The organism is Arthrobacter sp. KKT183, from assembly GCF_055657625.1.
In genome coordinates, this window is record NZ_CM145770.1 from 867,940 (window position 1) to 894,652 (window position 26,713).

The 26,713-nt window shown below is 64.3% G+C and carries 24 protein-coding genes and 1 tRNA gene; 20 read left to right on the plus strand and 5 right to left on the minus strand.

The annotated features are described in order from the left end of the window. Positions 1 to 14: 14 nt before the first annotated feature. The 4 genes from ACZ2GY_RS04290 to sdhC form a co-directional block, all read right to left on the minus strand. Entirely contained in the window at positions 15 to 803 is a 789-nt protein-coding gene (locus tag ACZ2GY_RS04290; RefSeq protein ID WP_056548921.1) for a succinate dehydrogenase iron-sulfur subunit, read from the minus strand. Beyond that, positions 803 to 2,581, minus strand: a complete 1,779-nt coding sequence (sdhA, locus tag ACZ2GY_RS04295; protein WP_471673105.1) for a succinate dehydrogenase flavoprotein subunit — start codon at positions 2,579 to 2,581, stop codon at positions 803 to 805. Before sdhA ends, ACZ2GY_RS04290 begins: the two co-directional genes overlap by 1 nt. 72 nt (positions 2,582 to 2,653) lie before the next feature. Then, complete coding sequence (locus tag ACZ2GY_RS04300; protein WP_277358183.1) at positions 2,654 to 3,121, minus strand: succinate dehydrogenase hydrophobic membrane anchor subunit; 468 nt, start codon at positions 3,119 to 3,121, stop codon at positions 2,654 to 2,656. Positions 3,122 to 3,124: 3 nt separating this feature from the next. Beyond that, positions 3,125 to 3,505: a succinate dehydrogenase, cytochrome b556 subunit gene (gene sdhC, locus ACZ2GY_RS04305; protein ID WP_056548914.1), complete on the minus strand. Its 381-nt coding sequence runs from the start codon at positions 3,503 to 3,505 to the stop codon at positions 3,125 to 3,127. A 215-nt stretch (positions 3,506 to 3,720) separates the two neighbouring features. Between sdhC and ACZ2GY_RS04310 the strand changes: the two genes are divergently transcribed. The 19 genes from ACZ2GY_RS04310 (at position 3,721) to ACZ2GY_RS04400 (ending at position 24,860) form a co-directional block, all read left to right on the plus strand. After that, positions 3,721 to 4,842, plus strand: a complete 1,122-nt coding sequence (locus ACZ2GY_RS04310) for a mannose-1-phosphate guanylyltransferase (RefSeq protein WP_277358182.1) — start codon at positions 3,721 to 3,723, stop codon at positions 4,840 to 4,842. Between the two features lie 154 nt (positions 4,843 to 4,996). Then, complete coding sequence (locus tag ACZ2GY_RS04315) at positions 4,997 to 6,142, plus strand: amidohydrolase (RefSeq protein WP_277358229.1); 1,146 nt, start codon at positions 4,997 to 4,999, stop codon at positions 6,140 to 6,142. A 75-nt stretch (positions 6,143 to 6,217) separates the two neighbouring features. Then, entirely contained in the window at positions 6,218 to 7,264 is a 1,047-nt protein-coding gene (locus ACZ2GY_RS04320) for an LLM class flavin-dependent oxidoreductase (protein WP_471673106.1), read from the plus strand. Between the two features lie 271 nt (positions 7,265 to 7,535). After that, positions 7,536 to 8,609: a BMP family lipoprotein gene (locus ACZ2GY_RS04325; RefSeq protein WP_471673542.1), complete on the plus strand. Its 1,074-nt coding sequence runs from the start codon at positions 7,536 to 7,538 to the stop codon at positions 8,607 to 8,609. A 176-nt stretch (positions 8,610 to 8,785) separates the two neighbouring features. Then, the gene (locus ACZ2GY_RS04330) at positions 8,786 to 10,336 is read left to right on the plus strand and encodes an ABC transporter ATP-binding protein (RefSeq protein ID WP_471673107.1); all 1,551 of its coding nucleotides are present in this window, start codon (positions 8,786 to 8,788) and stop codon (positions 10,334 to 10,336) included. Further along, positions 10,333 to 11,634, plus strand: coding sequence for an ABC transporter permease (locus ACZ2GY_RS04335; protein WP_277358178.1), 1,302 nt, complete (start codon positions 10,333 to 10,335; stop codon positions 11,632 to 11,634). The genes ACZ2GY_RS04330 and ACZ2GY_RS04335 overlap by 4 nt, the downstream gene beginning before the upstream one ends. Continuing rightward, positions 11,631 to 12,914, plus strand: coding sequence for an ABC transporter permease (locus ACZ2GY_RS04340; RefSeq protein WP_277358177.1), 1,284 nt, complete (start codon positions 11,631 to 11,633; stop codon positions 12,912 to 12,914). Before ACZ2GY_RS04335 ends, ACZ2GY_RS04340 begins: the two co-directional genes overlap by 4 nt. Before the next feature lie 13 nt (positions 12,915 to 12,927). Beyond that, a complete protein-coding gene (locus tag ACZ2GY_RS04345; protein WP_471673543.1) occupies positions 12,928 to 13,398 on the plus strand; it encodes a cytidine deaminase in 471 nt (156 codons plus the stop codon). Then, complete coding sequence (locus ACZ2GY_RS04350) at positions 13,395 to 14,681, plus strand: thymidine phosphorylase (protein ID WP_277358176.1); 1,287 nt, start codon at positions 13,395 to 13,397, stop codon at positions 14,679 to 14,681. The genes ACZ2GY_RS04345 and ACZ2GY_RS04350 overlap by 4 nt, the downstream gene beginning before the upstream one ends. A gap of 280 nt (positions 14,682 to 14,961) precedes the next feature. Beyond that, positions 14,962 to 15,681, plus strand: coding sequence for a DedA family protein (locus ACZ2GY_RS04355; RefSeq protein WP_277358175.1), 720 nt, complete (start codon positions 14,962 to 14,964; stop codon positions 15,679 to 15,681). Beyond that, positions 15,678 to 16,820, plus strand: coding sequence for an adenosine deaminase (locus ACZ2GY_RS04360; RefSeq protein ID WP_056548898.1), 1,143 nt, complete (start codon positions 15,678 to 15,680; stop codon positions 16,818 to 16,820). The genes ACZ2GY_RS04355 and ACZ2GY_RS04360 overlap by 4 nt, the downstream gene beginning before the upstream one ends. Next, positions 16,817 to 17,524, plus strand: a complete 708-nt coding sequence (locus tag ACZ2GY_RS04365; RefSeq protein WP_471673108.1) for a MazG nucleotide pyrophosphohydrolase domain-containing protein — start codon at positions 16,817 to 16,819, stop codon at positions 17,522 to 17,524. Before ACZ2GY_RS04360 ends, ACZ2GY_RS04365 begins: the two co-directional genes overlap by 4 nt. A 145-nt stretch (positions 17,525 to 17,669) precedes the next feature. Continuing rightward, on the plus strand, positions 17,670 to 18,950 hold the full coding sequence (gene eno, locus ACZ2GY_RS04370) for a phosphopyruvate hydratase (protein WP_056548894.1): 1,281 nt from the start codon (positions 17,670 to 17,672) through the stop codon (positions 18,948 to 18,950). Between the two features lie 101 nt (positions 18,951 to 19,051). Beyond that, a complete protein-coding gene (locus tag ACZ2GY_RS04375) occupies positions 19,052 to 19,756 on the plus strand; it encodes an FtsB family cell division protein (RefSeq protein WP_471673109.1) in 705 nt (234 codons plus the stop codon). Between the two features lie 107 nt (positions 19,757 to 19,863). Then, entirely contained in the window at positions 19,864 to 20,514 is a 651-nt protein-coding gene (locus tag ACZ2GY_RS04380) for a DUF501 domain-containing protein (protein ID WP_471673110.1), read from the plus strand. Between the two features lies 1 nt (position 20,515). Continuing rightward, positions 20,516 to 21,469 (plus strand): Ppx/GppA phosphatase family protein, encoded by a 954-nt coding sequence (locus tag ACZ2GY_RS04385; protein ID WP_471673111.1) that lies wholly within the window; start codon positions 20,516 to 20,518, stop codon positions 21,467 to 21,469. Next, positions 21,466 to 22,956, plus strand: coding sequence for a S8 family serine peptidase (locus ACZ2GY_RS04390; protein WP_471673112.1), 1,491 nt, complete (start codon positions 21,466 to 21,468; stop codon positions 22,954 to 22,956). Before ACZ2GY_RS04385 ends, ACZ2GY_RS04390 begins: the two co-directional genes overlap by 4 nt. A 34-nt stretch (positions 22,957 to 22,990) precedes the next feature. After that, positions 22,991 to 24,427, plus strand: coding sequence for an NAD(P)/FAD-dependent oxidoreductase (locus tag ACZ2GY_RS04395; RefSeq protein ID WP_471673113.1), 1,437 nt, complete (start codon positions 22,991 to 22,993; stop codon positions 24,425 to 24,427). Between the two features lie 154 nt (positions 24,428 to 24,581). Further along, a complete protein-coding gene (locus ACZ2GY_RS04400; RefSeq protein ID WP_471673544.1) occupies positions 24,582 to 24,860 on the plus strand; it encodes a CHY zinc finger protein in 279 nt (92 codons plus the stop codon). A gap of 17 nt (positions 24,861 to 24,877) precedes the next feature. On the opposite strand, the gene ACZ2GY_RS04405 is transcribed toward ACZ2GY_RS04400, so the two are convergent. After that, positions 24,878 to 24,953, minus strand: a tRNA-Leu gene (locus ACZ2GY_RS04405). A gap of 245 nt (positions 24,954 to 25,198) precedes the next feature. Here ACZ2GY_RS04405 and ACZ2GY_RS04410 point away from each other — a divergent pair. Next, positions 25,199 to 26,596 (plus strand): ABC transporter substrate-binding protein, encoded by a 1,398-nt coding sequence (locus ACZ2GY_RS04410; protein ID WP_056548887.1) that lies wholly within the window; start codon positions 25,199 to 25,201, stop codon positions 26,594 to 26,596. The last annotated feature ends 117 nt before the right edge of the window (positions 26,597 to 26,713 follow it).

Consider the following 26,713-nt stretch of genomic DNA (forward strand, 5'->3'; position numbering starts at 1 on the left):
CAGTAGAAGCGCTTTTAGACCTTGCGGGACAGGATGGCCTGCTTGACCTCGGCGATCGCCTGCGTGACCTGAATGCCGCGCGGGCACGCCTCTGTGCAGTTGAAGGTGGTGCGGCAGCGCCACACACCTTCCTTGTCATTGAGGATCTCCAGGCGCATGTCGCCGGCGTCGTCGCGTGAGTCAAAGATGAAGCGGTGTGCGTTGACGATGGCCGCCGGCCCGAAGTACTGGCCGTCTGTCCAGAAGACCGGGCAGGATGAAGTGCACGCTGCGCAGAGGATGCACTTGGTGGTGTCATCGAACCGCTCGCGCTCCTCCGACGACTGCAGGCGCTCCCGGGTTGGCTCGTGGCCGCGGTTGATGAGGAAGGGCATGATCTCGCGGTACGACTGGAAGAACGGTTCCATGTCGACAATGAGGTCCTTCTCCACCGGCAGGCCCTTGATCGGTTCGACCAGGATGGGCTTGGAGGTGTCCAAATCCTTCAGCAGGGTTTTGCACGCCAGCCTGTTGCGGCCGTTGATGCGCATGGCATCGGAACCGCAGACGCCGTGCGCGCAGGAACGGCGGAACGAAACGGTGCCGTCATGCTCCCACTTCACCTTGTGCAAAGCATCCAGGACGCGGTCCGTGCCGTACATGGTGAGCTTCCACTCGTCCCAGTGCGCGTCATCAGAGACCTCGGGGTTGTAACGCCGCACCTTGAGGGTGATGTCGAAGGTTGGAATCTCACCTCCGCCACCTACTCCGGGTGCCAGGTCAACCTTCGAGGCCGGTTCTTTTTCGACTGTTTCGGTGCTCATCAGTACTTACGCTCCATGGGCTGGTAACGGGTGAAGACTACCGGTTTGGTCTCAAGGCGCACCCCGCTGGTTTCAGTGGCGGAAGGATCCTTGTAGGCCATGGAATGGGTCATGAAGTTCTTGTCATCACGCTCGGGGTAGTCCTCGCGGAAGTGGCCGCCGCGGGATTCCTGGCGATGCAGGGCAGCTGCCGTCATGACCTTGGCCATATCCAGCAGGAACCCGAGCTCAACGGCTTCCAGCAGGTCAAGGTTGAAACGCTTGCCCTTGTCCTGGACAGTGACGCGGGTGTAGCGCTCCTCAAGTTTGTCAATGACCTCGAGGGCTTCCTTGAGGGTCTGTTCGGTACGGAACACCTGGACGTTGGCGTCCATGATGTCCTGCAGTTCCTGGCGGATCTGGGCAACGCGCTCGCCGCCCTCTGAGCTGCGCATGGTGTCCAGCAGACGCTCGGTCTCGACCAGCGGGTTGTCCGGGATCTCAACGAACTCGGCTGTGACGGCGTACTCAGCCGCGGCGATTCCCGCACGCTTGCCGAAGACGTTGATATCCAGCAGCGAGTTGGTCCCGAGGCGGTTGGAGCCGTGAACGGAAACGCAGGCAACCTCACCCGCGGCGTAGAGGCCGGGGACAACGGTGTCATTGTCCTGCAGAACCTCAGCCTTGATGTTGGTGGGGATACCGCCCATTGCATAGTGCGCGGTCGGGAACACGGGCACCGGCTCGGTGTACGGTTCCACGCCCAGGTAGGTACGGGCAAACTCCGTGATGTCCGGCAGCTTTGCGTCGATGTGCGCTGGTTCGAGGTGCGTCAGGTCCAGGAGGACGTAGTCCTTGTTGGGCCCGGCGCCGCGACCCTCGCGCACCTCGTTGGCCATGGAACGCGCCACGATGTCACGGGGTGCGAGGTCCTTGATGGTGGGAGCATACCGCTCCATGAAACGCTCACCCTCGGAGTTGCGAAGGATTGCGCCCTCGCCGCGGGCCGCCTCGGAGAGCAGGATCCCGAGCCCGGCCAGGCCGGTGGGGTGGAACTGGAAGAACTCCATGTCCTCCAGTGGGATACCGCGGCGGAAGGCAATGCCCATGCCGTCGCCGGTCAGCGTGTGCGCGTTGGAGGTGGTCTTGTAGACCTTGCCGACACCGCCGGTCGCGAAGACAACCGACTTGGCCTGGAAGACGTGCAGCTCACCGGTGGCGAGGTCATAGGAGACGACGCCGGCAACCCGCTTCCGGATGCGTGTTACGCCGTCTACGGTGAACTCCTCGTCCACCGTCAGCATGTCGAGTACGTAGTACTCATTGAAGAACTCGACGTTGTGCTTCACGCAGTTTTGGTACAGCGTCTGCAGGATCATGTGACCCGTGCGGTCAGCGGCGTAACAGGAGCGCCGGACAGGGGCCTTTCCGTGGTCCCGGGTGTGACCTCCGAAGCGGCGCTGGTCAATGCGGCCCTCGGGCGTGCGGTTGAACGGCAGGCCCATCTTCTCGAGGTCCAGCACGGCGTCGATTGCTTCCTTCGCCATGACCTCAGCGGCGTCCTGGTCAACCAGATAATCGCCGCCCTTCACGGTGTCGAAGGTGTGCCATTCCCAGTTGTCTTCCTCGACGTTGGCGAGGGCGGCGCACATGCCACCCTGCGCCGCACCCGTGTGTGAACGGGTGGGGTAGAGCTTGGTCAGTACAGCCGTCCTTGCGCGCTGGCCGGATTCAATCGCGGCGCGCATGCCGGCGCCACCTGCGCCCACAATAACGACGTCGTACTTATGGACCTGCATACTGTGCTCTTTCTGTTGAAACTGGTGGTGAAGCGGACCGCCCTGGTGCCTTGGCGACCAGCGGCCGAAAAATTACGGCGCCGGGCAGTAGTCGGCGACGTGCGGGACTCCGTTGACCACAGGGCACGGATCGAAGGTGAAGATCACGAGGGTGCCGAGCACAACGATGACGACCGTGGAGACGTACAGCACGTTCTTCAGCCAGAACCGGGTGGAGTCCTTTTCCGCGTAGTCATTGATGATGACGCGGACACCGTTGGTGCCGTGGAGCATGGCGAGCCAGAGCATGACGAGGTCCCAGACCTGCCACAGCGGATCCGCCCACTTGCCGGCGACGAAGCCGAAGTCAACGCCCTCAATGCCGTCTCCGGCGATGAGGCTGGTCCACAGGTGGACGAAGATCAGCACCACAAGGACCACACCCGAGAGCCGCATGAACAACCATGCGAACATCTCGAAGTTTCCCTTGGAACTGCCGCTGCGCCGGTACTGCGGTGAAATGCGTCCGGAACGGGGAGATTCAACGACGGGAGCAGCCATGGCTTAGTGACCTCCGAAAACAACGGCGAGATGGCGGATGGAGAAGGCGATCATGGTGACTGCCCAGAGCCCGACGACGGCCCACAGCATCTGGCGCTGGTACCGGGGGCCCTTCTTCCAGAAGTCCACCAGGACAACGCGGAGGCCATTGAACGCGTGGAAGACAATGGCGCCTACCAGTCCCAGTTCTCCGAGACCCATGATGGGATTCTTGTACGACTCGATAACGGCGTCATAGGCCTCGGGCGAAACCCGCACCAAAGAGGTGTCCAGCACATGCACGAGTAGAAAGAAAAAGATCACGACGCCGGTAATACGATGCGCAACCCAGGACCACTGGCCTTCGCGGCCGCGGTAGAGGGTGCCTGCTGGTGTCTTCGACACTGAAAAACCTCCCTGTGTCGCAGGGGCGTTAGCGCGTCTTCAACGCTGGAATGTCGCCCCGCGAGAGCACTCTTTCCACAAGCCTAATCTAGGCCCGGCCGATGGGGTGTTCAATTTAGGCAGCCCTACGTTGTGACCTTGTTAACAGAGGGTTGTTACAAGTGATATGCGGGGCGGTTGAAGCGCTGTGTTCCCGCTGGGTTAATGTGGGAGCGATGAGTACTCATGAGCACAGCCCCCTGGACCGCTTCCACGGTGTAATCCCGGCAGGCGGAACCGGCACGCGGCTGTGGCCGCTGTCCCGTGCGGCCGCACCCAAATTCCTGCATGACCTGACCGGCTCCGGCAGCACCCTGATCCGTGCAACCTACGAGAGGCTGCAGCCGCTCAGCGGCAAGCGGATCATGGTCGTCACGGGCAAGGCCCACCGGAGGGCTGTGCGCGCGCAGCTGCCGGAGCTGAAGGACCCGGACCTCGTCCTGGAGAGTGAGCCAAAGGATTCGGCCGCCGCGATCGGCCTGGCCGCGGCGATTCTCTATCACCGGGATCCGGAAATCATTATGGGCTCCTTCGCAGCGGACGCAGTGATCGCGCCCGCCGAAGATTTCCAGGCAGCGGTCCGCGAAGCCGTCCATACCGCTGCTGAGGGCTACATCGTGACCATCGGGATCCTGCCTACCCATCCATCCACGGGGTTCGGCTATATCCGGGCCGGAGAGCCGCTGAAGATCGACGCGGCGCCGAGTGCCCATTCGGTGATCGAGTTCGTGGAGAAGCCCTCGGTGGCAGTTGCCCGGGAGTACATCGACAGCGGTAAGTACAGCTGGAACGCGGGCATGTTCGTGGCTCCGGTGGCGCTCATGCTCAAGCACTTAGAAGCGAATGAGCCCGTGCTCTACGCCGGCCTCATGGAAATCGCCGCCGCGTGGGACACCCGGTCCCGCAACGAAGTTGCAGCCCGCGTCTGGCCCACCCTGCCGAAGATCGCGATCGATTACGCCGTTGCCGAACCCGCTGCAGCGGCCGGAGATGTAGCCATGATTCCCGGCAATTTCAGCTGGGATGACGTCGGTGACTTCGCCGCGATCGGCCGCCTCAACCCGGCCATGGAGAACAGCGAACTCACCGTCATGGGAGAGGGTGCACGTGTCTTCTCTGAGAACGCGTCGGGAATTGTGGTGTCGGATACCAAGCGTGTGATCGCGCTGATCGGAATTGACGACGTCGTTATTGTGGACACTCCCGACGCACTTCTGGTGACAACCAAGGAACACGCGCAGGAAGTGAAGAAGGCGGTGGAGTCGCTGCGCGCCAGCGGTGACGTCGACGTCCTCTGACTGCACGCTTCGGATGGTCGCGGTCAACGGAGCTGCGAGTCGCTCAATGACGCGGGGTTGAAGCGGCTGTCCGCAGGTTCGTTACGCTGGTGAAGTGCAGAAAACTTCCACTGAAGCTCCCGTAGTCCCACACATCGGTGTGTGGACCGCTCCGATGCTGGATGAGCTGACGGGGTTTCGGCGCGATCTCCACAACCATCCGGAACTGTCCCACAAGGAGTACCGCACCACTGACCGGCTCGTTGAGCGGCTGGAGGCGGCCGGACTGAGGCCGCAACGCCTCGAGGAAACTGGTCTGTACGTGGACATCGGTGAAGGTGACATCCGGATCGGCCTGCGGGCAGACATCGACGCCCTGCCCATTCTTGAGGAGACCGGGCTGCCCTACGCCTCTGGCTCGACGGGCATCGCCCACTCGTGCGGCCATGACATCCACACCACCGTCATGCTGGGGGTTGCGTTGGTGCTGGCGAAGATCGACGCGGAAACTCCGCTGGGCGGCCGGGTGCGGGTGATCTTTCAACCCGCTGAAGAGACCATGCCGGGTGGAGCCCTGGACGTGATCGCCCAGGGAGTCCTCTCCGAAGTTCCCCGGATTCTTGCGCTGCACTGCGATCCGCGTATTGACGTCGGACTGGTGGGAACCCGCATCGGCGCCATCACCTCGGCGTCGGATACCGTCCGCGTGGAGCTCAGCGGACGCGGCGGGCACACGTCCCGGCCGCATCTCACCGAGGACCTCGTCTTCGCCCTCGCGCATATCGCGGCCAATGTCCCGGCCGTCCTGTCCCGGCGTATCGATGTGCGCAGCGCCGTCTCAGTGGTGTGGGGCCAGATGCACGCCGGCTCCGCTCCCAACGCCATCCCGGCGCACGGCTTCATGTCCGGCACCATGCGGTGCCTCGACGGCGAGGCCTGGGAAGCGGCGGGCGACCTCATGGATGAAACCGTGCGGCAACTCGCTGCTCCGTTCGGGGTGGATGTGAAGATCGAACACACCAGGGGAGTCCCGCCCGTGGTGAACACGGAGGCGGAGACCGGGCTGATCGAGGCAGCCGCCCGCGCGGAACTCGGCCCCGATTCAGTGGTCCTCACCCCGCAGTCAATGGGCGGGGAGGATTTCGCCTGGATGACCCAGAAGGTGCCAGGGGCCATGATGCGCCTTGGTACCCGCACCCCGGGCGGCGAAACCTATGATCTGCACCGCGGGGATTACCGGCCTGATGAGCAGGCGATCGGCTGCGGCGTGCGCGTCATGGCGGCTGCCGCCATGCGGGCAGTCCTCGGTCTCCGGCACTAGTCTTCGGCGCTAGTCGGCCAAGCCCGGGAATCGGGCCCGGGAATTCACACGGGCCCGCTGCGGTTGCCACGTAGCGTGAGCAGCTCCAACAGTCCCCGCGTGCCCCTGTCCGTCCTCGACCTCGCTACCGTCGGATCCGGTCGTTCCAGTTCCGATGCCCTTGCCGACAGCACGAGGCTTGCCCAGGCCGCAGACGGTCTGGGACTGACCCGTTTCTGGGTGGCCGAGCACCACAACATGCCCTCCGTTGCCTCCACCAGCCCTTCGGTGCTGATTGCCCACCTCGCTGCAAAGACGTCGCAGATCCGGCTGGGGTCAGGCGGCGTCATGCTGCCGAACCATGCGCCCTTCGTGGTCGCAGAGCAGTTCGCGCTGCTGGAGGCACTGCACCCCGGCAGGATCGACCTCGGCATCGGCCGGGCACCGGGTACGGACCAGATGACAGCCATGGCCCTGCGCCGCCAGACCGACGGGCTCGGCGTCGAAGAGTTCCCCCAGCACGTCCTCGAAGTCCTCGCGCTCCTGGGTGACAACCGGACGCCTGACCGTGGAATGCGGCTGGCGGCCACGCCGGCGGCGTCGTCCTTCCCCGATGTGTGGCTGCTCGGCTCGAGCGGCTACTCCGCGCAGCTGGCGGGGATGCTCGGCCTGCGCTACAGCTACGCCCACCACTTTGGCAATGAGGACCCGGCCGCGGTCATGCGCCTCTACCGCTCCAACTTCCAACCCTCGCCCGCCCTCGCGGAGCCGTACGCAATGCTGGCCACGTCGGCGCTGACGGCCGCCACCGCGGAAGAAGCCGAATACCTTGCGGGACCGGCGAGGGTGATGGCGCTGTCGCTGCGTTCCGGCCGGCCGGCGCCGATCGTACCGCCCCAGGAGGCCGCCGAACGCACCTTCACGGACCAGGAGCAAATGATGCTCGATCACCTGCCCGCAATCAAGGCGGTCGGGACTGTCCAGCAGGTGACCGCGCGCCTGGAGGAGCTGGTGGAACTCACGGGAGTCCAGGAACTCATGATCACCGGAACAACCTACGACGTCGACTCCCGCATTGATTCCCTCACTTCCATTGCGGAGGTGTGGGGCAGGGTGCCGGCGCAAGCTCCAGCCGCCGGATAGGTCTACCTACCCGTTGGTAACAAAACTTGAACAATGTAGAAACCGGGCGGCGCTTTGGTAGTGTGCCCGGTCACTCCGCGTTAGAGTAAGCTTCATCATCGAGTCCCGAATTTGAGGCGGGACCGGCGCCACGAACATCAATGAAAACAGAGCTTGTATCCCCGCTTCAGGGCAGTGCAGACGGACACTCATTGATCTCTTGTTCGTGGGCTTACTTCTTATCGGAGGAACATTGAAGAATTCACGGAGCTTGATTCAGCGCCGCACCGGCATGTCCGTTGCAGCACTGGGGGCTGCGGCCCTTCTCCTGGCCGGCTGCGGCGCGCCGCCGGCCGAGACCGAAGGTGGCGGATCCGATCCCGCTGCCGAGGCAATCGACTACACAGGCTGCATCGTTTCCGACGAAGGCGGTTTCGACGACCGTTCCTTCAACGAATCGAGCTACGAGGGCCTTCTCGCGGCACAGGAGTCGCTTGGCATCGAAATTCGTCAGGCCGAATCGCAGGCTGACACGGACTACACACCCAACGTGAACTCGATGGTCACAGCTGGCTGCGACATGATCGTGGGCGTCGGTTTCAAGCTCTCGGCAACCATCGGTGAAGCGGCGGAGGCGAACCCGGACACCAACTTTGCGATCGTTGACGACAACCAGATCGACCTTCCGAACGTCAAGCCGATCATCTACGACACGGCGCAGGCAGCGTTCATGGCGGGCTACCTAGCCGCCGGTACCTCCGAGACCGGCAAGGTTGCCACCTACGGCGGTATCCAGATCCCCACGGTGACCATCTTCATGGACGGTTTCGCTGAAGGTGTTGCTTACTACAACGAGCAGAAGGACGCCGACGTCCAACTCCTCGGCTGGGACAAGGAAGCACAAACCGGTACCTTCATCGGTGACTTCTCCAACCAGGCGGCAGGCAAGACCAACACCGAGAACTTCATCAACGAGGGCGCCGACATCATCATGCCGGTGGCCGGACCGGTGGGTCTGGGGACCATAGAGGCGGTTGTGGAGGCAAACGCAGACGGCGGCAGCAACAAGGTGATCTGGGTGGATTCGGACGGATTCGAAAGCGTCGACAGCGGTAACGAGGTCATTCTTAGCTCTGTCATGAAGGCCATGGGTGAGTCGGTCGAGCAGGTCATAACTGCTGACGTCGACGGCAACTTTAGCCCCGAACCCTACGTCGGAACCCTGGAGAACGGCGGCGTCGCACTTGCCCCGTTCCACGATCAGGAGGAAGCAGTCTCCGACGAGATGCAGGCCGAGCTTGAGGAAATCAAGGCAGGCATCATCTCCGGCGAGATCACGGTCGAGTCTGAGGCAAGCCCTCAGTAACACCGCTCGAAAACGCGCCGCCCGCTCCCAGGATGGTTCTTGTGGTCCTGCAAGGAGCGGGCGGCGCGTTCGCGTTACGGTTGAATTGATTCTGCATGCTGGCGCCGGCGGACGGGCCGAGGTGTTACCCTCACCGTCGCTGACCAGCTCCCACAAAGGACAGGTTGGTTGGGGTTGTGAAGCTCGAACTGCAGGGAATCACCAAACGGTTTGGCTCCCTTGTTGCCAATGACAATATCGATCTGGTGGTGAACCCCGGCCAGGTGCATTGCCTCCTCGGCGAGAACGGTGCCGGCAAGTCGACCCTCATGAACGTCCTCTACGGACTGTATGAACCCAGTGACGGGCGCATCCTGGTGGACGGAAAGCCGGTCACCTTCCGCGGGCCGGGTGATGCCATGGCCGCCGGTATCGGCATGGTGCATCAGCACTTCATGCTTATCCCGGTCTTCACGGTCGCCGAGAACGTGGCGCTGGGCGATGAGCACACCAAGGCCGGCGGCATCCTCGACCTCGACAAGACCCGCGCACGCATCCGCGCGATCTCCGACCGCTACGGATTCGACGTTGATCCCGATGCCCTCGTCGAAGACCTCCCCGTGGGCGTGCAGCAGCGGGTGGAGATCATCAAGGCATTGGTCCGCAAGGCGGAGGTGCTGATCCTGGATGAGCCCACTGCCGTGCTCACTCCCCAGGAAACCGACGAACTGATCCAGATCATCGAGGAGCTGAAGGCGGGCGGCACGGCCATCGTGTTCATCTCGCACAAGCTGCGTGAAGTGAAGGCAGTCTCCGATGTCATTACGGTGATCCGCAGGGGCGCCGTCGTCGGAACGGTTGAACCCACCGCCAGCACCGGAGAACTGGCCACGATGATGGTGGGCAGGCAGGTCAGTCTCAACCTCAACAAAGCGCCCGCCAAGCCCGGTGAAACCACTTTCACCGTGCGCAACCTCACCGTTCCCGGGCCCGGTGGGCAGAATCTGCTGGACAACGTCAGCTTCGAGATTTCACAGGGCGAGATCCTGGCAGTCGCCGGCGTGCAGGGAAATGGCCAGACGGAGCTCACGGAAGCGATCCTCGGGCTGCACCCGCATGCCTCGGGATCCATTCAGCTCAACGGCAAGGAACTGCTCGGAATGAAGGTCAAGGACATCATCCGCGAAGGCGTGGGTTTTGTTCCTGAAGACCGCAAGGTGGACGGCCTGGTGGGCAGTTTCTCGATCGCCGAGAACATGATCCTGAACTGGTACAACGAGCCGCCCTTCGCCAAGGGACTGGCCATGAAACCGTCAGTGGTCCTCAAGAATGCCCGGGATAAAGTCGCGGAGTTCGACGTGCGGACCCAGAGCGCCGAAGCGCCCGTCAGCACGCTCTCCGGCGGCAACCAGCAGAAGGTGGTCCTGGCCCGGGAACTGTCACGGCCGCTGAACCTCTTCATTGCCTCCCAGCCCACGCGCGGCGTGGACGTCGGCTCGATCGAATTCCTGCACAAACGCATCGTGACAGAGCGCGACAGCGGCACACCGGTGATGATCGTATCCACCGAACTCGATGAAATCAGTGAACTTGCGGACCGCATTGCGGTCCTGCACGGAGGAGAACTTATGGGCGTGGTGCCCGGCGACACGTCGCGCGACGTGCTCGGACTCATGATGGCCGGGATGACGGCCGAAGAGGCCCTGGGACAGGGCCAGCACCGGGGAACCGGGGAGGAAAACCGATGAGCGCCGCGAACAGGGGTACCGAAGCCGGCGCCGAGGACACTGCTGCGCCGCCGCCGGCACCGGGCACCGGTGATACAACGCCGGCACCCGAGGACTCCGAGGACCGCGGCCGCGGAATTCTGAAGAGCATTGTCACCGGCTCCTCGCTCGTGGCGATTCTCGCCGTCGTGCTGTCGATCGTCCTCGGCGGGATTCTCATCGCGCTGACGGACGAGGACGTCGCCGCAGCTGCGTCGTACTTCTTCACCCGGCCTACTGACACCCTCGTGGCAGCCTGGGAAGCGGCAAGCAGCGCGTACGTGGCGCTGTTCCAGGGTGCGGTGTTCAACCCGCGCGCCGATTCCCTTGCCCTGATGTTCCGCCCGCTCACGGAGACCTTCACCGTGGCAACGCCGCTCATCCTCGCGGGCCTTGGCGTGGCGGTCGCCTTCCGTGCCGGGCTGTTCAACATCGGTGCACAGGGGCAGATCATCCTCGGCGCCATGTTTGCCGGCTGGATCGGATTCTCCTGGCACCTGCCCTTCGGCCTGCATCTGGTCTTCGTTGTCCTCGCTGGGTTCGTGGGCGGCGCCCTCTGGGGGTTCATTCCCGGCATCCTCAAGGCGCGCACCGGTGCGCACGAGGTCATTGTGACCATCATGCTGAACTACATCGCCATCTACCTGGTCGGATATCTGCTGACCACCCCGTCCTTCCAGAATCCGGGATCGGCCAACCCGATCAGCCCGCGGTTGGACGAAACGGCGCTGTTCCCCCAGATCCTCGGTCCGCAGTTCCGCCTGCACCTCGGTTTCCTGGTGGCGATCGCTGCAACTTACGGCGTCTGGTGGCTGCTGAACCGGTCCACCGTCGGCTTCGAACTCCGCGCCGTGGGCGCCAACCCGTTCGCTGCGCGCACCGCGGGCATCAGCGTGACCAAAGGCTACGTCGTCGTCATGATGCTTGCCGGCGGTCTCGCTGGCCTGGCCGGAGTTGCGCAGGTGGCAGGAACCGAGCAGGTGCTGACCAGCGGTATTGCGGCGAGCTTCGGGTTCGATGCGATTACCGTTGCGCTGCTGGGCAGATCCCATCCGTGGGGTGTGTTCTTCGCGGGCGTGCTGTTCGGTGCGTTCCGTGCGGGAGGCGTGCAGATGCAGACCCTCACCGGCACGCCGATCGACATTGTCCTCGTGGTGCAGTCACTCATTGTCCTTTTCATCGCCGCGCCGCCGCTGGTCAAGGCGATCTTCCGGATTGACCGGAAGGAAAAGCCGTCCCGCAAGAACCAGAAGGCGACCACATCCGGAGGTGCAGCATGAGCATCGCAGCATCGGTGACTGATTCACGGGTCACGGGATCATCGACCAGGAGCTGGAAGGCGCCGATCGGATTCGGTGTCGGAGCCCTTTTGGCGTTGTTCGTCTTCGCACTCGGCGGGCCGGCGACCACCGCTGTCTTCCGGGTCTCGGATGATTCCGACCGCTTCCGTCTCGCGGACATCGCGCTGCCGGCGAACGTGGTCGGTTGGGTTGTGGCCATCGCCCTCATCGCAATCACGGTCTACTCATACCTGCAGGTGCGCCGCGGCGCGAGCATCAACCGCTGGGCCGGCATCGCCTACGCGTTCCTCTTCGTGGTCGGATTCCTTACCTGGGTGGTGGGGATTGCTGATCGCCCAACCATCTCCCTAGCGGGCCTGGTGGCAGGATCAGTGACGCTGGCCATCCCGCTGATCTTCGGATCGCTGTCCGGGGTACTGTGCGAGCGCGTCGGTGTCGTCAACATCGCGATCGAGGGCCAGCTGCTCTCCGGAGCGTTTGCCGCAGCCGTTGCCGCATCGGTGTCCGGCAGCGTCTACGTGGGACTGATCGCCGCCGCCTTCGCCGGCGTCCTGGTCTCGCTGATCCTCGCGATCTTCAGCATCAAGTACCTGGTGAACCAGATCATTGTCGGCGTGGTTCTGAACGTGCTGGTTTCCGGACTGACCGGCTTCCTCGCTTCCACGCTCCTGAGCCGTGACTCGGCAACGTTCAACTCCCCGCCGAGCCTGCCGGACATCCGCATCCCGCTGCTTGCGGACATTCCGGTCATCGGGCCGATCCTGTTCCAGCAGACCATCGTCGGCTACTTCATGTACGCCGCCGTCATTATCATCTGGCTCGGGCTGTACCGCACCAAGTGGGGGCTGCGCGTACGGGCCGTGGGCGAGCACCCGCAGGCTGCAGACACCATGGGCATCAAGGTCAACGCCACGCGGTTCTGGAATGTCCTTCTGGGCGGTGCTGTTGCCGGGTTCGGAGGTGCGTTCTTCACGCTGGTTTCGGTGAGCACGTTCACCCGGGACATGACCGCGGGTCAGGGCTATATTGCCCTCGCCGCGCTCATCTTCGGACGCTGGAACCCGATCGGCGCGTTCTTCGCGGCCCTGCTGTTCGGCTTCGCGACCAACCTGCGCTTTGTCCTGTCCATCATCGGGACGGACGTCCCGAGCCAGTTCCTGGCCATGCTGCCGTATATCGTGACCATCCTGGCGGTCGCAGGCCTGGTGGGGCGGTCCCGCCCGCCGGCAGCCGGCGGCATCCCCTACGTCAAGGAGTAGAGCCATGGGAACCATGGATGAAAGCACGACGACGACGGCCGGCTCTGCCGCTGACCTCCCATGGGAGGCTCTCGCCGAAGCGGCAACCGCTGCAATGCGGAAGGCATATGTCCCGTACTCCAACTTCCCGGTGGGGGCTGCCGCCCTGACGGACGACGGGCGGATTGTTTCCGGCTGCAACGTGGAGAACGCGTCCTATGGGCTCACCCTCTGCGCGGAGTGCTCGCTGGTCAGCCAGCTCCAGATGACCGGCGGTGGCAGGCTCGTCGCTTTCAGCTGTGTGGACGGGGACGGCAACGCACTGATGCCGTGCGGCCGCTGCCGTCAGTTGCTCTATGAATTCCGGGCGCCGGGCATGCATCTGATGACCGTGAGCGGAATCCGGACCATGGACGAGGTACTGCCCGACGCGTTCGGCCCGCAGCACCTCGCAGACGCGGGCAGGTCAGCCGCCGGCACTACAGAGACAGGAAGCACCGAATGAGCGAACAGTTCGACGCCGTTGACATCATCCGCACCAAGCGTGACAGGGGCACTCTCAGCCCGGCCCAGATCGACTGGACCATTGACGCCTACACCCGGGGTGCGATCGCGGACGAGCAGATGGCCGCGCTCAATATGGCGATCCTGCTCAACGGCATGGACCGCACGGAAATCTCACGCTGGACGGCCGCGATGATCGCCAGCGGCGAGCGGATGGATTTCTCCGCCCTTGGCAAGCCGACCAGTGACAAGCACTCCACAGGCGGTGTCGGAGACAAGATCACCCTCCCGCTCGCGCCGCTGGTCGCCGTCTTCGGCGTCGCCGTGCCGCAGCTTTCCGGGCGCGGCCTCGGCCACACCGGAGGCACACTTGACAAGCTCGAGTCCATTCCGGGCTGGCGCGCTCAGCTGTCAAACGACGAGATGATGGCCCAGCTGGCCGACGTCGGCGCCGTCATCTGCGCGGCGGGCGCAGGGCTGGCTCCTGCCGACAAGAAGCTGTACGCGCTGCGTGATGTCACCGGGACAGTGGAGGCCATTCCGCTGATCGCGTCGTCGATCATGAGCAAGAAGATCGCTGAGGGAACGGGTTCGCTGGTCCTCGATGTGAAGGTGGGCAGCGGCGCGTTCATGAAGGACGAGGCCCAGGCCCGCGAGCTTGCCGAAACCATGGTGGCCCTCGGTACGGACGCCGGGGTGAAGACCGTTGCCCTCCTGACCAACATGTCTACCCCGCTCGGGCTGACGGCGGGCAACGCCATCGAGGTTGAGGAATCTGTTGAGGTACTTGCCGGCGGCGGGCCGCAGGACGTCGTTGAGCTGACGGTCCGACTGGCGGAGGAGATGTTGACTGCTGCCGGCGTACGCGATGCTGATCCCGCTCAGGCGCTCAGGGACGGCCGTGCGATGGACGTCTGGAACCGCATGATCGAGGCGCAGGGCGGGGACCCTCGCGCTGCGCTCCCCGTCGCCCGGGAGTCCGAGACCATCTATGCACCGGCCGACGGAGTCCTCGTCGGGCTCGATGCCCTGGCCGTCGGTGTTGCTGCCTGGCGCCTGGGAGCCGGACGCGCACGCAAGGAAGATGCGGTCCAGGCCGGAGCGGGTATCCGGCTGCATGCCAAGCCCGGCGCTATGGTCCGCGCGGGAGAGCCGCTGATGACCCTCCTGACTGACACCCCCGAGAAGTTCGATCGCGCGCGTGAGGCGCTGGAAACCGCCGTCGTGATTGCACCCGACGGTGCGCGCCCGGCGCAGCAGCTCATCATCGACCGCATCGCCTGAGCCGAACCGCCTGACATCAGGGGCCCTCTCAGGGGCCCCTGTCAGGGTACTCACCTACTACCTGGGGACGAGTCGCGTACCGGGAACATCACCCCATTGGGCGACGCGGCGGGAGCGGGTTAAACCATAACCTTGGAAAAAGGCTGGATCAGGGGTTCTACAGGGGCATACCCCATGGACCCTCCTGATCCACGGCTGGCATGGTTCTTATAGAAGGTCACTGACCCACCTGGGGCGGCGGCAACCGGAGCCGATCCGCACAATCCAAGGAGCGCAGGTAGTGGACGCGATTAATGCTGTCACGAATGGACTGAGTGATTTCATCCTCAGCACCGCCGAGCAGCCCTGGGTCTACCTGCTGGTGTTCATCTGCTGCACGGTTGACGGGTTCTTCCCGCCGTTCCCCAGCGAGTCAGTGGTGGTGGGTCTCGCATCGTTGATTATCACCGAGGGCGTGCCCAACGCCTGGCTCCTGATCCTCGTCTCTGCCCTCGGGGCGTTTGCCGGTGACAATATCGCCTACCTGATGGGCAGGGGCGTTGGTACCCAGCGCTTCCGGTGGATGCGCCGTCCACGCTCGCAGAAAGCGTTCGAATGGGCCGGCTACGAACTTGAGAAGCGGGCGGCCTCATTGATCCTGGTTGCACGCTTCATTCCCTTCGGACGCGTGGCGGTCAACCTCACGGCCGGCGCAACCGGCTACTCACGACGGCGCTTCGTTGCGCTGACGGGTATCTCCGCCCTGGCCTGGGGGAGCTACTCGGTGGGGATCGGCGCCCTTGCCGGCGCGTGGTTCGAAGACAACCACCTCCTGGGCGTCACTGTTGCGATAGCGATCGCCGTGGTCCTCGGCTTCATTGTCGACCGCATCATCAGCGCTGTGCGCGGCTCGACCCCCACGAGGCCGCGCCCGGAGCCGCTGCACCCACGCACCCCTGAACCGGACAGCCTGGAGGAACCCGCAGCGAAGTCACTGGCCTCGCGTAGTCTTGGCCTGTGACTGAACCAATGACTTCCCTTGCTCCTGACCTCACCTTCGACATCCGTGCCCTGCCGAAAGTTTCGCTGCACGATCACCTGGATGGCGGACTCCGGCCTGCGACCATCATCGAACTCGCCGAAGCGGTAGGCCACCAGCTTCCTTCGACCGATCCGGTTGCACTGGGCCAGTGGTTCCGTGACTCCGCAGACTCCGGTTCCCTGGTGCGCTACCTGGAGACGTTTGACCACACCATCGCGGTCATGCAGACCCGCGACGGTCTCTCCCGCGTGGCGCAGGAGTTCGTGGAAGACCTGGCAGACGACGGCGTGGTCTACGGAGAAGTGCGCTGGGCACCGGAGCAGCACCTCACCGGGGGATTGTCCCTCGATGAGGTTGTCGAGGCGGTCCAGGAAGGTCTCGACGCCGGCGTGGAGGCAGTTGCCGCACGCGGCCGCACCATCCAGGTGGGACAGCTGATCACCGCCATGCGGCACGCGGACCGCGGTCAGGAGATCGCCGAACTGGCGGTCCGCCACCGCGAGCGCGGCGCCGTGGGCTTCGACATTGCCGGCGCCGAGGACGGCTTCCCCGCCGCCCGCTTCGCGGACGCCTTCACCTACCTCGCCCAGCACCAGTTCCCCGCAACGGTGCACGCCGGTGAGGCTGCCGGAGTGGACAGCATCGTCGATGCGCTGGTCAGCGGACGCGCGCAGCGGCTGGGCCATGGCGTGCGCATCGCTGAGGACATTACGGTGGAATTCGATGACGACGGCGGTTCGGACGCCCCGGTCGGCATGGCCAGCCTGGGCCAGGTGGCCGCGTGGGTCCGCGACCGCGGGATTCCCTTGGAGGTCTGCCCGTCATCGAACCTGCAGACGGGAGCGATCGAGGCCTTCGGCAAGGACATCACGAGCCATCCGATCGACCTCCTGTACCAGCTCGGTTTCAACGTCACCGTCAACACGGACAACCGCCTGATGAGCGGTGTCACGCTCACCGAGGAGTTCGAGCTCCTCGTTGAAACCTTCGACTATGACCTCGATGACCTGCTTGAGTTGACCCTCAACGCCGTGGAAGCCGCGTTCATCCCCCTCGACAGCCGCACCGCTCTCGCGGAGCTCATCGCGCAGGGGTATGACGGCGCCAACGGCGCATGACCCAAAGCGCCCAGCGGGCGGGAGCGGCCCTCGAGCGGTTGGTCGACGTCATCGGGCAGCTCCGGGAGCGCTGCCCCTGGATGGGTACGCTGACCCACGAATCGCTCGCCGAGTACCTGCTTGAGGAGTGCTACGAGCTTTTGGAGGTGCTTGAGGGGCCGGCCAGCGTTGCTGAACTGCGCTCCGAACTCGGGGACGTCCTCCTGCAGGTGGTGCTTCACGCACGCCTGCAGGAGGAAAGCGGATCGTTCGCCCTGGCGGAGGTCATCGACGGACTCACAGCAAAGATGATTCGGCGGAACGCGCACGTTTTCACTCCCGACGGCGGTCTCCGGGACGTACCGACCTCCTCGATTGCGGAGATCGAAGCGTCGTGGCACAGCATCAAGGCGCAGGAACAGCCCGACTCCACGCCGTTTGCGAGCATCCCGGCGGGGCTTCCGGCGCTCGCAGCGGCGGCGAAGACGCTCAAGCGCGCACGCCGCAACGGAACCTCCGGGCGAGAGGAAGGCGGCGTCGTCGAGCCGTCGGTTGAAGCGGACCCGGCGTCGGAGGACGAGCTCGGCCGGGTGCTGCTCGCCGTCGTCGGGCGTGCAGTTGACGCGGGGCTGGATCCGGAGCGGGCGCTGCGCGTTGCTGTGCGCAGGTACCAGGATGAACATCTCGCGCGGTCTGGCTCGGCCGTGCCCGCGGTCCCCAAGTGAAAAGAGCCCGTCACGGTCGGCCATCGACGGCCGCTTTCAATTAGGCTGAGTACGAATCCCCGCGCAGACGCATCAGCTTTTTAGAGTTGAGCACGTTGCGCTGTCCGTCCGAAGAAACTCCATTGACACGAACAGGAGCATTTCCATGGCAATCATTGACGCCATCCATGCACGTGAAATCCTCGACTCCCGCGGCAACCCCACGGTTGAGGTCGAGGTACTGCTCGACGACGACACTTTCGGCCGCGCAGCCGTTCCCTCCGGTGCCTCCACCGGAGCCTTCGAGGCAAACGAACGCCGCGATGGAGACAAGGACCGCTACCTCGGCAAGGGTGTACTCCAGGCCGTTGAAGCCGTCATCGAGCAGATCCAGCCGGCACTGCTCGGCTTCGATGCAGGAGACCAGCGCGCCATCGACCAGGCCATGATTGACCTGGACGGTACCGAGAACAAGTCGAACCTGGGCGCCAACGCCATGCTCGGCGTCTCCCTGGCGATTGCCCGTGCAGCCGCAGAATCCTCCGCGCTGCCGCTCTACCGTTACCTGGGCGGACCCAACGCACATGTGCTGCCGGTTCCGCTGATGAACATCCTCAACGGTGGATCGCATGCCGATTCCGACGTCGACATCCAGGAGTTCATGATCGTTCCCCTGGGAGCCGAGTCCTACTCCGAGGGGCTCCGCTGGGGCGTCGAGGTCTACCACGAGCTCAAGAAGGTCCTGAACGAGAAGGGCCTGGCAACCGGCCTAGGCGACGAGGGCGGCTTCGCTCCTAACCTTCCCTCCAACCGCGATGCCCTCGACCTCATCACCACCGCGGTCGAGCGCGCCGGCTACACCCCGGGCACGGACATCGCGTTCGCGCTGGACGTTGCCGCGTCCGAGTTCTTCAAGGACGGCAGCTACACCTTCGAGGGCAAGACGCTTGATTCCGCGGCGATGCGCGCCTACTACGAGGAGCTGGTACGCGACTATCCGCTGGTCTCGATCGAGGATCCGCTGGACGAGGAAGACTGGGACGGCTGGAAGGCACTCACCGAGTCCATCGGTGACAAGGTCCAGCTCGTCGGCGACGATCTCTTCGTGACCAACCCGGTCCGGCTAGAGCGCGGCATCAAGGCTGACACAGCCAACTCGCTGCTCGTAAAGGTGAACCAGATCGGCACGCTCACCGAAACACTGGACGCCATTTCCCTGGCCCAGCGTTCCGGGTACACCACGATCACCTCCCACCGCTCGGGTGAGACCGAAGACACCACCATCGCTGACATCTGCGTGGCAACCAACGCCGGGCAGATCAAGACGGGCGCACCGGCCCGTTCGGAGCGCGTAGCCAAGTACAACCAGCTGCTGCGTATCGAGGAAGAACTGGACGACGCCGCGCGCTACGCGGGACGTTCGGCCTTCCCGCGTTTCACTGCCTGATTGGTCCTTCATGGGGCGTTACCCTCGTTAAGCAGGTAACCGTCTTTGTCGGGGCATTTCCCCTGACCTGACGGCAGAACACAGCGTGAGCGAGGAGTCCGATGTCCACCCGACGCCCCAGCGTTCCGCGTACAACGCGAGCGCGCACTGACGGGCAGAGGCAGCAGACGCCGCAATTGAAGCGCCCTGGCAACCAGGGCGCTTCAGCGCGTTCAGCGCCGTCGGGTGCGGGCCGCAAGACGGAGACGCCGCCGGCACCGCAGAGGGCAGCGCGTACTCCGGCATCGCCGGAGCCGCGCAAGAAATCCTCTCCGTCCGAAGCCAGGGCCGCGGAACGCTCGCAGCTGGCTGGGGCCATCCGGACCGCGAGCGCACCTTTCCGCAAGCCCTCGGATCGCGTGATTGTGCCCGCGGAGGACGCGGAACCGATCCCCGCCAAAGCCTTCTCCGGGCGTCTGCTGGCGCTCGCCGTCGTGCTGGTGACCATCATCGTGCTGCTGGCGCCCTCGGTGCGCACCTACCTGCAGCAGCAGTCGGAAACCGAAGCCCTGCAGGATCGCATCGCGGCGCTGCAGCAGGAGCAGGGCGTCCTCGAAACGCAGATCGCCCGGTGGGAGGATCCCGCGTACATCAAGCAGCAGGCCCGCGACCGCCTCTTCCTGGTGATGCCCGGAGAAACCCGCTACCTGGTCAAGGGCGGAACAGGCGTGGAGACGTCGGCGGAACAGCAGTCCGCCGCGGCGCCGGAGGATCTGCCGTGGGCGGATGCCCTCTGGGAATCTGTGGAGCGGGCTGCCACCGACTAACCTTGGTATGCGGAAGTTTTTGTCGCCTATCTGTTGTCAAAGGCACTCCGAAACCGCAACCAGGCGACAAAAACGCCGGAGGTAGACAAGGTTCAGGAAGGACAGCAGTGACGGAATCGAATCCGCTTGCCCCCACACCGGCTGATCTCGAGACCCTCAGCCGGCAGTTGGGCCGCCCGGTGCGGGACGTCGTCGAGATCGGTGCCCGGTGCGTCTGCGGCAATCCGCTGGTGGCGACCACCGCCCCGCGACTCAGTAACGGCATCCCCTTCCCCACGACCTACTACCTCACGCATCCGGTCATCACCGCGGCGGTGTCCCGCCTGGAAGCCGGCGGGACCATGACCGAAATGACGGAGCGGCTCGAACAGGACACCGCTCTCGCGGCCCGCTACCGGCAGGCCCACGAGGCGTACCTCCGCACGCGGTCCGAGATCGGGGAGCGCACCGGCATCGGTCCTGTGCCGGAGATCAACGGCGTGTCCGCCGGCGGCATGCCCTCACGCGTCAAGTGCCTTCATGTGTTGGTCGGTCATTCCCTTGCGGCCGGTCCGGGCGTGAATCCGTTGGGAGATGAGGCGCTGGCTGCCATCGCGGAATGGTGGACTGCGGATCAGTGCCGCTGCGTGGGCGCGTGGGACACCAGCGGACACGCGCCGAACCGCGATCTCAGCCGGCATGTGAAGACCCAGGGCCTCAGCCCTGCAGAGCTGGATGCCAAACGTGCCGAACGTCGAACGAGTGAAGGGAAGGGCTGACATGCGTACTGCAGCCATTGATTGCGGAACCAACTCGATTCGCCTGCTGATCGCGGATGTCGACGGCGGTACCGGGCTGACGGACGTCGTCCGCCTGATGCGGGTGGTGCGCCTCGGCGAGGGAGTTGACGCCACCGGCATGCTTTCCGAAGCAGCGCTGGAGCGGACGTTCGAGGCCGTGGATGAGTACGCTGCACTGATCAAGCAGCACGACGCCGGGAGCGTCCGGTTCGTGGCGACGTCGGCTACCCGTGATGCGGGCAACCGCGACGTCTTCGTCTCCGGCGTACGGGACCGGCTCGGCATCGAACCGGAGGTCGTCAGCGGCGGCGAGGAAGCGGAGCTGTCGTTCTCCGGGGCCGCGAGCGTGCTGGCAGGGGAGAACGACGCCCCTGTCCTCGTGGTCGATCTCGGCGGCGGAAGTACAGAGTTCGTCGTCGGCACCGGAAACCAGGTTCTTGCGGCGCGCAGCACGGATATGGGCTGCGTCCGTTTCACTGAGCGGTTCCTGCGCTCGGACCCGCCGACGGAGCAGGAGATCGCCGCTGACGAGGAAGAGATCGGCAGGATGATCGATGAGGCGAACACCGACGTCAACCTTGCCTCCGTCCACGGCGTCATCGGCGTTGCAGGGAGCATCACCACCGTGACAGCGCACGCGTTAAAACTTCCGGAGTACCAGTCGGAGCGGATCCATGGCACGTCCCTGACGGTTGACGAGATCGATACCGCCACCACCTCGCTGCTCCACCTGTCGCGTTCCGAACGCGCGGCCCTGCCTTACATGCACCCCGGCCGCGTGGACGTGATCGGAGCCGGCGCCCTGATCTGGCGGACAATCGTCCGGCGGGTTGCCGACGCCACGGAAGGCCGCGTGCAGAGCGCAGTGGCGAGTGAGCATGACATTCTGGACGGAATCGCCCTCAGCGCCGTCTCCCGAAGGGAACATGGATGACAGTGCGTCCCGTGCCGTCCGGCGCCCTTGTTCCCCGGTCGATTGCCGCCGTCGTGCTTGCAGTGGGTCTTTCCGCCGGCGTCATCATCCCGGTGGGAGGCGCTGCGGCCCATGGCGGGGAGATCCGCGAGCGTGAATACTGGCTGGAAGATTACGGAATCACCGAGGCGTGGGAGGACACCAAGGGTGCCGGAGTGACGGTCGCGGTGATAGACAGCGGGGTGGATGGAAGCCACCCGGACCTGGAAGGCGTTGTCACCGGCGGAACCGATGTTTCCGGAGCAGGAGCGCCCAACGGGCAGCGCGGTATCGGCGAGGTGCCTGAGCACGGCACACTGGTGGCCAGTTTGATTGCCGGGCGTGGGCACGAGCCCGAAGAGCCTCAACCAAGCCCGTCTGCCACACCGTCCGGCACTGCATCGCCGTCGGCTAAGCCTTCGGGCTCCGCACCGCCGTCGTCTGCTGAAGCTGAGGCATCTGCTGAGGCGTCTGCCAAGGCCGGGGAATCTGCAGTCAAGGCTGCCGGGCGGGGGCCGGACGGCGTCGTCGGGGTTGCACCGGAGTCAGAGCTGCTTGCCGTCTCGCTCTGGATCGGCGGCGAGTCCACGGGCGCCAATCCCGCGGGGGTCAGCATTGACGAACAGATCCCGAACGCTGTGCGGTGGGCGGTGGACAACGGGGCGTCCGTGATCAACATGTCGCTGGGCAGCACGTCTCCCACCTGGCCGGAGAGCTGGGACGAGGCATTCCTCTATGCCGAACAGAACGACGTCGTCATTGTCGCCGCCGCCGGCAACCGCGCCGGCGGGTCCGTGCAGGTAGGTGCGCCGGCCACCATGCCCGGTGTTCTCGCTGTGGGCGGGCTGGATGCGGAGGGTGCGGCGAGTCGGGAGTCATCATCCGAGGGCATCAGCATCGGCATTGCGGCGCCGGCCGAGAACCTCGTCGGGGCGCTGCCGGGTGGGCTGTACGCAAGCAAGTGGTCCGGAACCTCCGGTGCTGCGCCGCTGGTCTCCGGCGTCGCGGCACTGATCCGTGCCAAGTACCCGGACCTGACAGCTCCGCAGGTCATCAACCGGATCATCATGACCGCACGCGATGCCGGCATACCCGGCAAGGACACCATCTACGGTCACGGGATTCTCGACGCCGCCGCGGCCGTGAATGCCGACCTCACACTTCCTGAAGAACTGTTGCTGGGTGCGGGCGGTGTGGTGAGCATGGCGCAGTACATCGAGACGTACCGGCGCGGCGAGGTGCCGCCGCCTCCTCCGCCGGAACCGGCACCGGCCGAAGAGCCGCTGCCCGACATCCCTGAACCGACCGTGCCGGCTGCCGCTGAGCGTGCGTCAGCTGCCACATCGCTGCCCGTTTTCATCGTGTTCGGATTCGGCGGGCTGATCCTCTGTATCCTGCTCGGCGGAACGTATCAGGTCATCCGGGTGTACCGGCAGGGTGGCGCGGAAACGGACGGCGACAACAGTTAGTGAAGATTTTCACAAAGTCCGGTACGCTGGTTTCATGGCTCAAACCTCCAACTTTTCTGATCGTCCCCGGATCCTTGTTGTCGGCGGCGGCTACGTCGGTCTGTACGTAGCCCACAAGCTGCAGAAGAAGGTGAAGGATCACGGTGGCATTGTCACGCTCGTTGATCCTTTGCCCTACATGACCTACCAGCCGTTCCTCCCCGAGGTGGCCGGTGGCAACATTGAGGCGCGTCACGCCGTCGTCTCCCACCGCATGCACCTGACTGACACCGAGCTCATCTCGGGCAAGGTCACGGGCGTCAACCACTCCTCGCGCACGGCAACCGTTGAACCCGCGGACGGCAGTGAGCCTTTCGAGCTGAACTACCGTGACATCGTCATCGCGGCCGGCGCCATCACCCGCACGTTCCCGATCGAGGGCCTGGCGGAGGAGGGGATCGGCCTCAAGACCATCGAGGAGGCCGTCGCCCTGCGCAACCAGCTCCTCGAGCGCATCGAGACCGGATCCCTGATGGAGCCGGGTGCGGAGCGTGACCGCGCGCTGACTTTCGTCGTCGTCGGCGGTGGGTTCGCCGGCATCGAGGCGCTTGCAGAGATGGAAGACCTCGCGCGCGCTGCCGTCAAGAAGAACAAGCGCCTTCAGCGTTCTGACATCCGCTTTGTGCTGGTGGAGGCCATGGGCCGCATCATGCCCGAGGTCACGGAAGAGCAGGCCAAATGGGTTGTGCAGCACCTGCAGGCCCGCGGCGTGCAGGTCAAGCTGAACACCTCGCTGGCCAGCGCCAAGGACGGCAAGCTGAAGCTCATCAATATGCCGGACAAATCCCCGGCGGATGAATTCGAGACAGACACCCTCGTATGGACTGCCGGCGTGCAGGCCAACCCCGTGGTCCGCAACACCGATTTCCCGATTGACGAGCGCGGCCGCGTCCGCGCCAGCGCTGAACTGCGCATCACCGGCGACGACGGCCCGCTGGACGGCGCCTGGGCGGCCGGTGACGTTTCCGCAGTGCCCGATCTCTCCGGCGGCGGCGTGGGCGGTTTCTGCGTCCCGAACGCGCAGCACGCTGTGCGGCAGGCCAAGCTTCTCGCCGACAACATCTACGCTGAGCGCTACGGCGTGGGCCGCGTCCGTGAATACAGGCACAAGAACCTCGGTGCGGTTGCCGGGTTCGGCCAGTACAAGGGCGTAGCCAACATCATGGGCTTCGGCATGCGCGGACTGCCCGCGTGGCTTGCACACCGCGGCTACCACGGCATGGCAATGCCCATGTTCGAGCGCAAGGCCCGCGTAGTGGGCAACTGGGTGCTCGGTTTCGTCTTCGGGCGTGACACCACCCAGCTGATGGATCTGCAGACTCCCCGCCGCCAGTTCCGTGAGGCTGCCACTCCTCCGCCGAAGAAGCAGGAGACGCCCTCGCTGGACAAGAACCGCTCCGAGGATACAGAGAAGACCAAGGCCAAGGCCTAGTACCTCCTCAAGGCCTAGTACCTCCTCAAGGCCTAGTACCTCCTCAAGGCGACGGCGGCACCCTTTACGGGTGCCGCCGTCGTCGTTTAAGCAGCTATAGTTCACGATCGTGAGGAAGGTGCTGGGGCGTGCGGTTGATGATCAAACGCGCTGCGTGCATTACCGGACGGACCTGGACATCGTTGCCATCCGGTTCAGGTGCTGCGGCGAGTTTTACCCCTGCCATCTGTGCCATGCGGAGACGGCAGACCACGCCGCCGAGGTCTGGCCACCGGGGGAGTACGGCACGGATGCAATCTTGTGCGGTGTGTGCCGGTGCACCATGTCCATCCGGGACTACCTGGAGGCTGACGGATGTTTCTCGTGCAGTGCACCGTTCAACCCTGGCTGCCGGCTGCACAAACACCTGTACTTCGGGACTGAAGAGAGCTGACTGCGCGGCATCGCCGATGGTGCCCCAGGTGGGACTCGAACCCACACTGTGAAGATTTTAAGTCTCCTGCCTCTGCCATTGGGCTACTGGGGCGTAACTTCCGACGGACGTCCCGGCAGGGAGTCCACCAGAGCATCCCATCAAGAATACGCGAGCCGCGCACACGTTCGATCGATGCCGCTGGAAGGCTAGTCAAGACCCCTGTGACGAGCGTTACAAGGATGTAACCAGATTTGCTTATCTTGGACACGTTTTTGCACTAGCTTTTTCACATACCAGGAACACCTGGAGATCGCATCAAAGGCTGATCGAGTCTTTCGATCGAGGAGATAAATTTCATGACAGCAACACGTAACTCCGCGCGGTTCAGCATCGGGGAGAATGCTCCGCGCGCAGCGAAGATTGCGGCCCTGAGTCTGGGAGTCGCACTTTTCGCATCTGCCTGCGGTGGAAATCCCACCCCCGAAGGTGACGGCGCCTCACCTTCGGACGAGACAGCCTCGGCAGCGGCAGCGTCGGGACTCACCTGTCCCGAGAGTCAGGGCGGCGCAGCCCCCGAGCCCGGCGAAAAGGGCGATCCGAGTGCAGTACCTGAGGCGGAAACCACTTCCGAATCTCCCTTGGTGCTCGGATCCCTCCTGCCCACAACGGGCGCGCTCGCATTCCTCGGTCCTCCCGAAATTGCAGGCGTTAACCTCGCGGCACAGGAGATCAACGAGTCCGGCGGCGTGCTCGGCCAGGACATCGAGATCATCCACCGCGATTCCGGTGACACGACCACCGACATTGCAACGCAGTCCGTGACCGACCTCCTGTCCCAGGATGTCAGTGCGATTGTCGGCGCGGCGTCGTCCGGCGTATCGCAGACGGTGATCAACCAGATCACCGGCGCAGGCGTAGTTCAGATGTCGCCCGCGAACACCTCTCCGGACTTCACCGACTGGGATGACAACGGGCTCTACTGGCGGACCGCTCCCTCCGACGTCCTGCAGGGCCGCGTGCTCGGCAACTACATCATGGCCTGTGGTGCACAGACCGTGGGCATGATCGTACTCAACGATGCGTACGGCACCGGTCTCCAGGCCAGTATCAAGGAAACAGTTGAGAGCGCCGGCGGTCAGGTCGTCGCCGAGGAAATGTTCAATGAGGGTGACTCGCAGTTCAGCAGCCAGGTGGACGCCCTCGTGGCAGCCGAGCCTGACGCCTACGTGGTTATCAGCTTCGACCAGGCCAACAGCATCATCCCGCTGATGACCGGTCAGGGTGTTGACCCAGGATCGATGTTCTTCGTGGACGGCAACACCGCCGACTACAGCGAGGATCTCGATCCCGGCACTCTCGAAGGCGCACAGGGCACCCAGCCCGGTTCCTTCGCAGGCGACCAGTTCAAGGAGGCGCTGGCCGGTATCGACCCGAACCTGAACGTCTGGAACTACGCAGGTGAAAGCTACGATGCCGTGAACCTCATTGCCCTCGCCGCAGATGCAGCGGGAAGCATTGACGGAGCAGCAATCGCAGCTGAACTCGAGGCAGTGTCCAAGGAGGGCACTGAGTGCTTCGACTACGCAGGCTGCATCACCCTCCAGCGCAACGGCGAGGATATCGATTACCAGGGCATCTCCGGCCCGATCACGTTCGACGAGAACGGTGATCCGACCGAAGCCTTCATCGGTATCTACGAGTTCGACGCGGACAATGTTCCGCAGCCTTACCGTTCCGAGGCAGGACAGCTCTAACCGCACCACCTGATTCACTCGCACAGTACAGAAGAACCCCTCCCAGCCTGAGAGGGGTTCTTCTGCGTGTGGGCGGGCCCTTAACGCAGCTGAGGCCCCCTCCTGGACGGAGAGGGC